Below are 13,499 nucleotides of genomic sequence, written 5' to 3' on the forward strand. Positions count from 1 at the left end.
TAAATTGGACCAATGGCAAAAAAAATGGATTTAAAAGACATCGTTCAAGATGCTTTTGATGGGAACATAAAACAGATTTCGGGATCGGATGCAGCGTTTCTATACGCAGAGTCTCCTACCAGCCCGATGCATATCGCTACTTTAAACATCGTGGAAGGATCATTGAAGTTTGAAGATTTCCGAAGTATTGTGAAGTCAAAAATGCATTTGATTCCTAAGTTTAGACAGCGCTTGATGAATGTGCCTATGAACTTGGATTACCCGTATTGGGTAAACGATCCTAATTTTGATATTGATTTACATCTTACCCGTATTCGATTGCCAGATCCAGCAAACTGGAAGACCTTACGTAAAATGACGTCCACCATTTTTAGTGCTCCTTTAGATTTACGCCGCCCGTTATGGTCTGTGCATTTTATAGAAGGACTCGACGAGATTGCGCAAGTACCTAAAGGCTCTGTTGCGATCTTAAGCAAGGTACACCACGTAATGATTGATGGTAGTTCTGGAGTTGGGATTATGGGAGTTTTATTTGATAAGGACGAAGACGCAAAAGCCAAAACCGCACCGAAGCCTGCTTCGTTTGAACCAGACCCATTACCAGATGATTTGAGTTTGTTGCTTAAAAGCGGGTATGGATTTTTTAAGAACCCCTTTAAACTTCCTGTGACCATCGCAGAAACAGCCTATGCTTTTATGAAGAGCAAAGCGTCAAAAACATTGAGCATTCAGAAAGAGTTTACAACCGCTCGTTATCCTGTGCCCATTACTATTTTTAATGGTTCTATCTCAGCACGACGTACTTGGGGAACGGCTATTTTGTCTTTTGATAGGGTAAATACACTGCGCAAGAAAAGTGGCGGAAGTGTGAATGATATTATTGTTGCTATTTGTGCGGGAGCGATTAGAAAGTATTTACTAGAAAAAGAGAAGCTGCCTTTACAACCTTTGGTGGCAAATGTGCCTATTTCTATTAGAAACGAGAACGATAAGAGTACGGGAAATAAGATTGCAAATATGATGATCCAGCTGGCCACTCATATTGAAGACCCCTTAGAGCGACTCGAGTATATTATGGAACAAACAATGCTTGGCAAGTCTAGGCATAAGACGATGGGAGCGAAAACCCTAGGGAAGATGGCAGATGCTGTCCCTTTTGGCTTGGCAAATCTTGCCGCTGGCTTGTATAGTAAATATAATATTAAAGACTTACACAGGCCGCCTTTTAATGTGACGATCACAAATGTCCCTGGCCCTAGAAACTTATTATACCTCAACGGACATAAGGTAGTGTCTATGTTTGGTTTGACTCCTGTGGTTGATGGTTTTGGTTTGATTATAGCCGCTTTTAGTTATAACGGGCAATTGACCATTACAGCAACAAGTGATGCGAAGACGATGCCAGATGCAGATAAATTTGCTCGCTATATAAGAGATGCTGCAAACGAATTAGAAGTGCTGATTAAAGATAGTAAAAAGGTAAAAACTGCCGAAGCAAAAAAAGCGAAGGTCAATAGTAAAAGCACGGTGTTTTTTAGTGCCTTAAAGCGCTACCTGAAAAAGGAAACCAAAATGGTTGCTACCTATAAAGGCATCTACCATATAGAGGTAGATATGGGAGCTACCAGCGAATGTTGGGAAATTAACCTTACAGGAAAGGACGCTGTTGTTAAAAAATCTAAAAACCTAGATCCAGAGACTTTGATCGCCATAGAAGATGCAAATCTGTATGCGATGTATAAGGGTACGTTGTTATTTGATGAGTTAAAGATTCAAAGACGCATCAAGATGAGTGGAACGGTGGCAAATAAAAATAAATTAACGAAGCTAGTAAAGACTTTTTTAGATAGATAATGCATTATAAAACGCACACCTTTACTGCCAGTGATGGCGAACAGATTTGTTATTACAAATGGGATAAAGTGGCAGAGGCACCTTTACGCGGTGTGGTGCAGATTGCTCACGGGATAGGGGAGCACGCAGCACGGTATGATTCTATTGCACAAAGATTAACAGAAAATGGCTTTGTGGTCTATGCTAATGATCATAGAGCGCACGGGAAGACAGCAGAAATTAATCGTTTGTACGGTCATTATGATGGTGATGATTATTTTGAAGATGCCGTAGATGATATGCATACGTTGAGCGCGCTGATGCAAAAAGAAAACCCAGATAGCAAGTTTATACTTTTTGGACACAGTATGGGTTCGCTTTTAAGTAGAAAATATGCCACGATGTATGGTAAAGATATTGATGCATTAATCCTTTCTGGAACGGCAAGTTTTATAAAAGGTTTAGGGCATTTTGGTTTAGTTGCCACAAAACTGGTCACCTCTGTAAAAGGAAGGGTCAAAGGAAATGAAACCTTGAGAGCGTTGTTTTTTGATGAGTTTAATAAAAAGTTTAAACCCAATAGAACAAAGTTAGACTGGTTAAGTAGAGATGAAAAAGCAGTGGATGTTTTTGAGGCAGATCCATATAGAATTGAGAATTTCTCGCTGGGTGTGTTTGCAGATATTATTTCAAATTCGCTTACCATAAATAAAGACGAAGCTTTTAAAGTAGTGCCCAACAAACTCCCTATTCTTATTTTTTCTGGAGATAAAGATCCCGTAGGCGAGATGGGAAAAGGTGTTAAAAAAGTAGTAAACAAATTTAAAAAATACGGCACGGAAGATATGACGCTCCATTTATACAAAGACGGACGTCATGAAATGCTGAACGAACTAAATAGCCAAGAAGTAGAACAAGACATTATAGACTGGCTAGATGCACATATCCCCAAAAAATAATGAACGAAAAAATTTATCTATATACGACCTTTACTCGCTTTGCGGGCACCTTGGGACTTCTCAATGGACTCACTGCAACCGCTTCCAAAGAGCTCTTATTAGAAAGTTTTAAAATTCATCCTAATAGCGAGCAACTTTTACCCATTATTAAAAAGATGGAACTTGCTCAAGATGAAGATATCAAGTTTCTGTTTAATGAGACCATACGCATTTGTGATGAGCTAGGACCCAGTCGCGAGTATATCACACTTTTAATGATTGTACAAAGCATAGGTGCTGTGGTTGCTGCTCCAGATAAACTGAAAGAAAATCAAGTAACGGATGCTATTGTTGAACGCTTTAAGCAAGAGATTGCAAATATCAATCAACAGATCCCAAAGCCACCTCTTTTTAATATGTTATTAGAAACACGCTCCTTAATCGAGTGGGCTTCTATTTACGCCATTTACCCGATGATCCCAAAAAGGATAAAAGGAGATGGAAGGCCGGTTTTATTAATCCCTCCTTATTTGGGAGATGATTACTCTACGTCCTTTGTTCGGAAATATTTAAGCTCGTTGGGATTTAAGACCTACAGATGGGATATGGGCTTTAATATGGTAAAGTCACATTATATTCCTAGATTAGAGGAAAAATTAGATGATATCTATGAGAAACATGGAGAGAAAGTAAGCATTGTAGGATGGAGTGGAGGCGGTATTTTTGCTAAGATTATGGCAAACCGTCATCCTAATCAAGTGGAGCAGATTATTACAATCGCTTCGCCAGTCTGGGGTGTGATGGAGATGAAAACACCAGTGTATGGGATTCTTGAATTTTTTAGAGGGAAATCTTTAAAGGAACGGAACAAGCGTTTTCTAGCAGAACTCGAACCTATTCCAGATGTTCCTGTGACCTGTTTGTATACCAAGACAGATGGGCTTGTGCCCTGGAAACACTGTATGGAAGCAGAAAGTTATAGAAGTAATATAAAAAATATAGAAGTTTTTGGGAGCCATTCGGGTCTTGGGGCAAATGCGAGTGTGCTTATGATGACAGCAAATGCCTTAAAAGCAAACCTTCTAGGACTGAGTATAAATGAGGCAACCACAAAAATTGAGCGCATTTTGTATCCTAACTATTGGAGAAGAAAGAAGCTTAAATTATTTACCAGTAAGGCCTAATCGAGCAAGTAAGACATGGAAGAAATAATCAAGCATACAAAATTTCAGAATACACTTAAGCGCATTGCTAAAGAGCAGAAGATGGACTTTAAAAAAGTGCAAAAGGAAGCTGCCGTTTGTATTAAAGAGTTGTATGCTGAGCAGCACCCTATTGGAAAAATGATGAGCGTAAGAGGCTTTGATTATATTCTATCTCGTGCTTATAGTGATAAAATAGATATCGATCCAGACGGGATTAAGAAGTTACAGAAATTAATGCGACAGCACTCAGTGGCATTTATCATGACGCATAAAACATATCTTGATACTCTTGTCTTGATCTCTACATTAGCGCGCTATGGAATGCCAGTACCTTATTCTTTTGGTGGTATTAATTTGGCTTTTCCAGTGTTAAAGCAATTAGGGAAAAACGCGGGTCTCATTTTTATAAGACGTAGCTTTAAGGACGATCTAATTTATAAGGCAGCACTGCAGCATTATATTGCTACCATTATTGATAAAGGAGAGCACCTTACTTGGAATATAGAAGGAACTCGCTCTCGTACGGGTAAAATTTTACACCCTCAAATGGGTATTTTAAAATACATTCACGAAGCAGAGAAGCAGAGTACTAAGAAAATTAAATACGTTCCTGTTTCTATTGCCTATGACTTGATTCCTGATGTGAAGGAGATGACAGAAGAAGGGAAGGGCAACTCTAAGAAGTCTGAAAGTGTTAAAGAAGGATTAGAGTATGTGCGTAAACTAGGGAATGATTTTGGGCGCGCAGCCATCCGTTTTGGGGATCCCGTTGCCTTTGATGATTCGCATCAATCTGTGGTGCCTCATATGGGAGAAGACCAATATAAGGATAAGAACAGCTTGCCTCATTTTGCTTTTGAACTCATTAACAGAGCCACGGCAATTACGCCCGTTTCTACGGTATCATTAATCTGTAATGTGCTTCTTAATGATTTTGCTTTGACCAAAAAAGAGCTAGAGTTTAAGGTCAATAAATTAATGGTTTATATAGGTGCAAGAAGAGGAGATGTACTTGTAGATCGCGGAAATCCTATTGCCATTACCATCCAGAAATCACTTAATTTATTAATGGGTGCTGGCATCGTGCAGAAGAGTAGGGCTGGGCAAAAAGCGCAGTATAGCCTGGCATCATCAGAGTATTTGCCTGCTACCTATTATGCAAATATGGCCGCAGGACATTTGTACCATCTAGCCTTTATTGAGATGGCACTGGTGAAGATTAAAGATGATACCTCTAAAGATCGAATCGTAAAATTCTGGGAAGAAATCATGCAATTGCGTGATCTTTTTAAATTTGAATTTTTCTACACTAACAAACCAAAATTTAGTGCAGAGATAGAAGAAGAATTATCGCGTTTTCATAAAAACTGGCGCGCGATACTTACAGATCCTAAAAGAAATGTTTCTGAAATTTTAAAGAACCAAAACCTGTTTGTTTCAAGATCATTACTGCTTACCTATCTGGAAGCAGACAAAGTGGTCTGTCACACTTTAAACAACTGGGATCAAGACGATGCATTTAATGAGACCGCATTCTTAGACCTCTGTATGTTTAAAGGAAAGGAGCTCCACTGGCAAACACGTATCACGAGATTAGACAGTGTGTCAAAACCATTTTTAAGCAATGCCTTACGTTTTGCCGAAAATGCAAAACTCACACCTGTCAAACGCAGCATAAACTATAAGGGTCTAGAAAAATGGATGCATCAACTAGATGACCTTGCAGAGAGATTAGCATATTTAAAAGAAATAGAAGTAGATCCAAGTCTTAAAATTTTGGAACAACAAAAGGCAACAGACCTCGTACCCAAGTCAAAACAATCTATTAGTCCAGAAAAAGTGGAAGATGCAGAAGAAGGAGGCCATATCACTGCATTTTTTGATATGGATAAGACCTTGATTAATGACTTTTCTGCAAAGAAATTTATGACCACCCGCCTTTTTAGTGGGAAGACCACGATTAAGGAATATTTGACGCAGTTCATGACGGCTCTTGTGTTTTCTCTAGGGAATCGTGATTTTGAGATTTTGACAAAAATAGCAGCATTAGGGGTGAAGGGCATTTCAGAAAAAGCATTTACAGACTTGGGACAAGAAGTTTTTGATGAATATCTTGCAACTACTATTTATCCAGAATCGCGCGAACTTATTGCAGCACATAGAGCGAAGGGACACCGCGTTGTGATCATATCTGCGGCCACCTCTTACCAGATTGCGCCTATTGCAAAAGAACTAGGAATCACAGATGTATATAGTACAAATATGGAGTTGCGCAACGGTAAGTTTACTGGGCGTGTTGCAGAAATGTGCTGGGGTGAAGGCAAGGCGAGAGCTGCGCGAAAATTTGTGAAGAAGCACGATATTGACGTGTCTAAAAGTTATTTTTACTCTGATAGTTATGATGATTTTCCACTCTTTGAGATGGTTGGAAAACCTGTAGCTACCAATCCAGATGCTAGATTATCACAAGTCGCTTTTGAGAACGACTGGCCTATTTTACGTTTTGAAGAACCTTATGCAAAACCTGTTGTGAATGGACTTCGTACTGGGCTGGCCATCGCAAGTATTTATCCCTCGGCCATAAAGGGTGCGCTGGCGGGCGTATTATCTATGTCTAGACAAGAAGCAGCAAACACCACCTTTGCAAGTGTAGGGGAGCTAGGAACGCGATTAGCGGGATTAGAGATCGCGGTACGAGGTAAACACAATCTAGAAGAGTTTAGACCTGCAGTATTCTGCTTTAATCACCAGAGCGCGGCAGATTTTTTCATCATCATGAAAATACTTCGTAACAATATCACTGGGGTGGCAAAAAAGGAATTAGAGCGTACGCCTATAGGCCCTATCTTTAAAGCTTTGGGCGCCATTTATGTAGATCGAAGCAATAAAGAAAAAGCCATTGAGGCTATGGAACCTGCTGTGGAGGCTTTACGCAATGGCATTTCCGTAGTAATAGCACCAGAAGGTACTCGTAGTGGGAGTGCAGAATTAGGTAGGTTTAAGAAAGGAGCGTTTCATCTTGCGATGCAAGCGGGCGTGCCTATCATCCCTATTGTTATTAAAAATGCGTTCCAGGCGATGCCTAAAGGGACTAAGGTGTTACGACCTACGCATATAGAAGTGGTGGCATTAGACCCTGTAGATACTTCATTATGGAAGATTAAAAGCCTAGACAAGCACGTAGAAGATGTGCGCAATCTGTTTTTAAAAGAACTTAATAATTAAGCCGAAATAGTAACCAACCAAAACCAAGCAAATGAAATTAAATGTAGGACTTTTAGGAGGCGGATCTTGGGGAACCACCGTCGCATCATTAACGGCACGAAACACCGATACCACGATATGGGCTCGAAATGAGGACACGGTTACAGAAATAAATGAACACCATACCAATGCTAAATATTTGCCTGGAGCGCTTCTCAATAAAAACTTGAAAGCTTCTACGTCCATACAGGAAGTGGTCGAAAACGCAGATGTGCTGATTATGGGAATTCCGTCGCAGCATTTTAGACAAGTATTACGGGAGGCAAAACCTTTTATACGCCCTTGGATTCCTATTGTGAGTCTTGCTAAAGGCCTTGAATTAGGGACAAAAATGCGAATGACACAGATTATCGCAGAAGAGCTTCCTGGCCATCCAGCAGGTGTGTTGACGGGTCCAAATCTTGCCAAAGAAATACATAATGGAAAAGCAGCGGCAGCCGTCATCGCTATGGTAGATAAAACAATAGGGAAAGAATTGCAAGGCGTGTTTAACTCCGGTCTTTTTAGAGTGTACACGAATACAGATGTGATAGGCTGCGAACTTGGAGGTGCCTTAAAAAATATAATGGCCATCGCCACTGGAATGGGAGATGGTGCAAATGCAGGAGATAATACCAGGGCAGCACTTATCACCAGAGGACTTTCTGAACTCACGAGATTAGGTACCGCCATGGGCGGTAAACGTCGCACTTTTGCAGGACTAGCCGGAATGGGAGATCTTGTAGCCACCTGCTCAAGCTCAAAAAGTAGAAACCATCACGTAGGATTTCAGATAGGGAGAGGGAAAAGCCTGGATCAGATTATAAAAGAAATGAACGAGGTAGCAGAAGGGGTGAAAACGGCAAAAGCCGTAATGGAACTCGCTGAAGATTATAAGGTAGATATGCCTATCTCTCGAGAAGTGTACAAGGTGCTCTATGAAGGGAATACGGTGAATGATGCTTTTATGGGCTTAATTAAACTAGAAAGTGGTAGTGAACAAGAGCCAGGTTAAAGATAAGTAGGAATATAGAGGGCGTATTTTTAAAATAAATAGGTCTGATGTAGGTGCCTTAGCTTTTGGTTTTGACCCTATTACAATTTAAAATTCTGAAATGTAAAAACGGAACTCAGAATTATATCTTTTTTGTTTTATTCTTTAAAAAAGACTCTTATATTTGCAGCCGCATTCAGGCAAATAGCTTGGATAGACACTTTGGAGAGTTGGCAGAGTGGTCGAATGCGGCAGTCTTGAAAACTGTTGAGGGTTACACCTCCAGGGGTTCGAATCCCTTACTCTCCGCAAAAAGCCCCGGTATCGTAATGATACTGGGGCTTTATTTTTTTAGGGGGATACATAGAGACGTACTTTGTTTTATTTAGTCTTATTCGCTTCATTATAAATAGCGCCGCTCGCTAAAAGGTACTTACATCATTCCTCCTTGTTTTTAGGGTCACATGTGCGTCTATATCAATAAATGGGCTTGCTGTACTAATGAGTGTGTTGTGGGGTGTTAGAAAAGGGTCTAGTGGGGTTGAGTAGGGGGTGACGTTGTTGTATATGGTTTGTTGCGTGGTTTAAGCACCTAATTTAGTAAATAATTACGGACAAAGAAAGGCCGCGAGGACTTTCGCAAGTAGGCAATAAGCCAGCAATAAATTATATACGGTGTTGTATGCAGTGTTTATATTTTAGATTTTAATTCCCTCAATATTTTTATTGATTGATTCAATTCCTTGTCAGTATATTTCTTGTTTAATTCATTTTCGGGATGATGAATAGAGTGTCTAATGTACTCCGAAAGTGAAACTTGATATTCTTTTTTTGTTTTTGAATTAATCCACTTTTTTGATTTATTTAAACCACTCAATAAAGTCTTTTCTTCAGATTCAATGTAACCATAAAGTTCATTATGATAGTCGCTAGTTTCTATTCCGAAAACTTCATAATTCACTTCTGAATATGTGCTTGTCTTTTTTTCAATTTTGTTTATTGAAGTTTTGTGATTTTTCTTTTTTGAAACTTTATAATTTCTGTCTAAATTTCTTTTGTCAATTAGGTAGTTAGAGTGAGTTGCAAAAAATAATATATTGTTATTACTGTTTGATGTTATTTTTATTAATTCTCCCAAAAGATTAATTTGAGCAGGTGGATGAAGATGTGTTTCTGGTTCGTCAATTAAGAGTATAGTATTTGACAATTCTTCGTTATAATTCTCTACAGAAATAGTTAATAAAAATGAAATAAATTGTTTGAACCCATCACTTCTTTGTCCAGTAGTTTTAGGTTGGAATTTAACACCATTGTCTTCAATTAGAAGTGATATCTTATTGTTATTAATTTGGAAGGTAATTGATATTGGATGTTCTGGCCATACTTTGTTTATGTGTTCTGTAGTAAGTTCACTTAATTTTGATTGTAAACTACTTATTGAAACTGGCGAAGTCAATTTTGCAATCTCTTTTTTCAAAGAATCTTCTTTAATTCCAGCCAAACTAAAACAGTTAAGCAAGGGAATAGATGTTTCTTTTGGTTCTGTTGAGAATTTTAATAAATCAATATCATCTAATATTAAATATTCTGGACTTGATTTCCAAAAAACTACGTTGTGACTTATGTTCCAAAAATATTTTGGTAATACACTTTCAAAAAATGTAGGCAAGTTGAAATCTTCTAATTCGTTTTCTTCTTTTCCTTTTTTTGTTGGTATTTTTTCTTTTAAAGTATAATCAGAAAACATTTCAGTTTCAAATACTATACTTTCATTGAAAGTTTTAGTTGTTGTTTCATTCGGCTCAAACTCTGTAATTATTTGGATAGATTTAATCTCAAGTTTAGTTAAAATTTCTTTTCCAAATTTATGTGTAGTTGAAAGTTCTTTTTTTAGTTGTACTAAATTATCTTTTGAAGGAATGTAATCCAATATTATTTTGACTGGTTTTGAATCGGAAAAAAAATCTTGTGGATAAGATATGTCTTCATTGTCAAATAATGAAATTGCCTTTAGAAAACTACTTTTTCCAGATTCATTGATACCTAAAAGTGAATAAGTAAAACTATTATTAATTTCAGAAATTATAAATTCAATTTTATCAATACTCTTATAATTTTCAATTGTGATTTTTTCTAATTTCATAAATTTTTATAGTTTTTTTCTGGCATTGCATACAACGACCCGGCTAAGAAATCGTAGGGGAGTTTGGAACTCTGCCCTTTCAATTTAGCACTTAGCCAAGCCAAATATTTTTATAATTATTTTTCTTTTTTCGTTATCAAAATTTTGGTTTGGCGGACTTTAACCGAAGCTCAAAACTACCAATTTACCACTAAAACCCCTATGTTTTTTAGCCATTGTTGGCAACTGTTGCTATTAATATTTTGCTCCTTTTTCTCTGTTTTCCACTTTATGTGCAATACCAAGATTTTCCTTCTCGTCTTTTCCTCCAACAGCTAAAGGTTGAATGTGGTCTACTTCAATATCATCTCCTAGAAAAATTGGTGCAGAACTTAATGAACTCTTATTTCTTTGTTCTTTAATAATATTTAGTTTTTCATCTTCTGTTAATTTAATTTTTCGAGCATCTTTTTTGTATTTATTGTGAAAGTCAGATATCATTTTTATGTACCTATCATAACCTAGTGTTCCTTCTTGATACTCTTCTGGGATTGTTTTAATAAATTTAAATATTTCAAGAATATCCTTTTTCATTTCTATGCGATGAAATTTCACCATTTCAAAGTTGATTTTTTCAATCAAAAGCCATAAAAAATAAAAATCTTGTATTCTTCTTCTAAATCCTTTTTCACTCCTTCCTGCATTGAAAAGGAATTCCAACTCATTTTTTAAAAACTCAATTAATTCATTCTTTTCTATGTCTTTGTCGATAAGGACATATTTGATCTTTTTAATATTACTTTTTACACTTTTAATTGAACGAATAAATTTTATTTTAACCTCTTCATCTTCTGTTAGGGTTTGCATTAATGAACTTATTCTAGCTTTAGTGCTTATTCTAGAGTTCATTCTAGTTGTTTTTTGATAAATATCAATCGTATTTGGAAGCGAAGAGGAATCCTGATAGTATTCTATATAGCACAAAGAAGTTATAAGTTCTTCATTTTCCATCCTATCTCTATCGTTTGCTCTCTTTATTTGTTTAATAAAAAACCATTTATCAACGCTTTGTTTAAGTTTTCTAATTTCTTTGATAATATCTACATCAGCCCAAGAATTCCACATTTCAAAAGAATTTTCTCTAATAGGATACGGCTTGTCATTCAGTCGAATAAATAAATCTATTGGGTCAAAATGAGGGTTTTGAATTGCATCAATTTCTACTAAATAGATTTGAAAATCAAAAATTTTATTTTTTAATTCCTCATCTAATTCACTAAAAGGAGTGCCATTTAGTTCTTTAAGGATTCTTAATTTCCGTAGTTTAAATTTATGATTTTTTGATTTAACTAATTTATTCTTCTCGTTTAGGAAGTCTTCACCGATATATCCTAAAATAGTCAATAAACGCTGTTGACCATCAATAACTTCATTAACACCATCTTCTCGTTTGTAAATGAAAATGGGGGGTAGTTTTATTCCTAATAGAATACTTTCAATTATTGATGAAGCTTTATTAGGATTAATTACTTCTTTTCTTTGATAAGAAGGCCTAATCAGAAAACGCTTTCTACTCATTGTTCTTACTATATCATCAATTGAATTATTTGCAGGTTCTGGTTTAGATAGACGTAAGGATTCTAGTTCTTCTAATCTTGTAGTGCTTTCACCTGGTTTATTTAATTCTTTTAAATGTTCTTTAGTTTTGCTGTCAGCCGTAATGTAAATGTCAAGATTTACATCAAATTTTTCTTTAAAAAAATCTGCGGTAGTTAAATATCTTGCCATAACTTCTGATGTAAAATTATAATCAACTAAAGTGTAGTAGCCAATATTTTCATCAATAAAGTCTGATATAGTACTTATGAAATCATCATCTAAATTATAAGTAAACTCTTCCAAATCAAGAACACCTAAACCCCATAGAAAGCACTCAAGTGATAAACGATTAATCTTTAAGTCATTTTCTGTAGAATAGTTTTTCACTTTATTTAAGAAGTTAACCTTTATAGAAAAGTCCTCATAAATTGATTTTTCATTATCAGAGTTTTCATCAGTGAAGTATTCATATAGTTTTGATAAAGTATTAGTTCTCCCTGTACCTCTTACGTAATAGTTTATTGGATACATTGGCATTATTAGAGACCTTCTTGTAAAGGTTAAAATCTTTTCAGTAGGCAGCTCAGTAATTGCATTTACTGGTTGTTTGAAAAAAGTGGAAAACACAAGAGACATTAAATTATCTTCATCAAATTTTTTCTTGAAGTAATTAGTAAATTGGTCATCATCATAAATTGCATTATCAATTTCTGCTTTCTTTAATGGAGTAATCCCTGAGTTGTATCTTGAAAAAATCTCTTTCTTAACTTTGTCTTGGAGTAGAGGGTCTAATGGTGGTTTGTTTACAAGTTTAAATTCGATAATTCTCAATTTTGAGTCTAAAAAACTTTCAATTATTTCATTTTGATTTTTACCTAAGCTATCCCAACTTGCTCCTTTCAACTGTGTAAGAATACTTAAACCTTTTTTAGTAAGTGAAAATTCATTGTTCATAAAACGAAGTATCGTTTCATAGCGTTGTCGACCATCAATAACTTCAATAGAATTATTATTATCAAAGAAGATTAATGGTGGAATTTCTGTCCCCATTAAAACACTTTCAATAAAGTATGAAGCCTTATGGTGGTCCCAAACATAATTCCTTTGATAATATGGAGAATAATCTATTTTATTTCTAGACCTTAAACTATATAAACTGTCTATTGATTTTGAGAAAGTTTCAACTTTAAGGTGTTCCTTAAAAATTTTTTCAAATTGTTCTCTTTTACTCATATTGTTTTTTTAATAGTTGCCAACAATAGTATATATAACATATGTTCTATATACTTCTGATATAGGCTATATGTAACATATGTTATATATACATACTATAGATTAATTTTTAAGAGCCAAGCAGCGCAGTATAAGTCATAGCTTATTTACCTTGTTAGCACTAATTCTTTATTTTTTAAATCAAGTTACTATGCTTTCTGGCTCGTAATTTTTTATTAAGGCCAATGTAGTTCTATCTATGTGTAGTCCATTACGGTATTCCGTAATGCGTTTTTTGTGTGGTATTGGGTCAGGTTCTAATCTATTGAGCAACAGAAAGTTTTGGTCTTTTA

The 13,499-nt window shown here is 36.0% G+C and carries 7 protein-coding genes and 1 tRNA gene; 6 read left to right on the plus strand and 2 right to left on the minus strand.

Annotation, left to right across the window (positions count from 1 at the left end; all coding sequences use genetic code 11):
* Positions 1–12 precede the first annotated feature (12 nt).
* The 6 genes from ABXT71_RS08485 (at position 13) to ABXT71_RS08510 (ending at position 8,522) form a co-directional block, all read left to right on the plus strand.
* Positions 13–1,854, plus strand: a complete 1,842-nt coding sequence (locus tag ABXT71_RS08485) for a WS/DGAT/MGAT family O-acyltransferase (protein WP_415370899.1) — start codon at positions 13–15, stop codon at positions 1,852–1,854.
* The gene (locus ABXT71_RS08490) at positions 1,854–2,792 is read left to right on the plus strand and encodes an alpha/beta fold hydrolase (protein WP_415370900.1); all 939 of its coding nucleotides are present in this window, start codon (positions 1,854–1,856) and stop codon (positions 2,790–2,792) included. Before ABXT71_RS08485 ends, ABXT71_RS08490 begins: the two co-directional genes overlap by 1 nt.
* Positions 2,792–3,955 carry an esterase/lipase family protein gene (locus ABXT71_RS08495; protein WP_415370901.1) on the plus strand — a complete coding sequence of 388 codons (1,164 nt, stop codon included), beginning with the start codon at positions 2,792–2,794 and terminating at the stop codon, positions 3,953–3,955. The genes ABXT71_RS08490 and ABXT71_RS08495 overlap by 1 nt, the downstream gene beginning before the upstream one ends.
* Before the next feature lie 15 nt (positions 3,956–3,970).
* On the plus strand, positions 3,971–7,201 hold the full coding sequence (locus ABXT71_RS08500; protein ID WP_415370902.1) for an HAD-IB family hydrolase: 3,231 nt from the start codon (positions 3,971–3,973) through the stop codon (positions 7,199–7,201).
* Positions 7,202–7,232: 31 nt separating this feature from the next.
* Positions 7,233–8,234: an NAD(P)H-dependent glycerol-3-phosphate dehydrogenase gene (locus tag ABXT71_RS08505; RefSeq protein WP_415370903.1), complete on the plus strand. Its 1,002-nt coding sequence runs from the start codon at positions 7,233–7,235 to the stop codon at positions 8,232–8,234.
* Positions 8,235–8,437: 203 nt separating this feature from the next.
* A tRNA-Ser gene (locus ABXT71_RS08510) sits at positions 8,438–8,522 on the plus strand.
* A 382-nt stretch (positions 8,523–8,904) separates the two neighbouring features.
* On the opposite strand, the gene ABXT71_RS08515 is transcribed toward ABXT71_RS08510, so the two are convergent.
* A complete protein-coding gene (locus ABXT71_RS08515; RefSeq protein WP_415370904.1) occupies positions 8,905–10,356 on the minus strand; it encodes an ATP-dependent nuclease in 1,452 nt (483 codons plus the stop codon).
* A 234-nt stretch (positions 10,357–10,590) separates the two neighbouring features.
* Positions 10,591–13,167, minus strand: coding sequence for a DUF262 domain-containing protein (locus ABXT71_RS08520; RefSeq protein WP_415370905.1), 2,577 nt, complete (start codon positions 13,165–13,167; stop codon positions 10,591–10,593).
* Positions 13,168–13,499: the final 332 nt, after the last annotated feature.

The sequence above is a fragment of the Patiriisocius sp. Uisw_047 genome (assembly GCF_047730165.1).
Taxonomy (GTDB): domain Bacteria; phylum Bacteroidota; class Bacteroidia; order Flavobacteriales; family Flavobacteriaceae; genus Patiriisocius.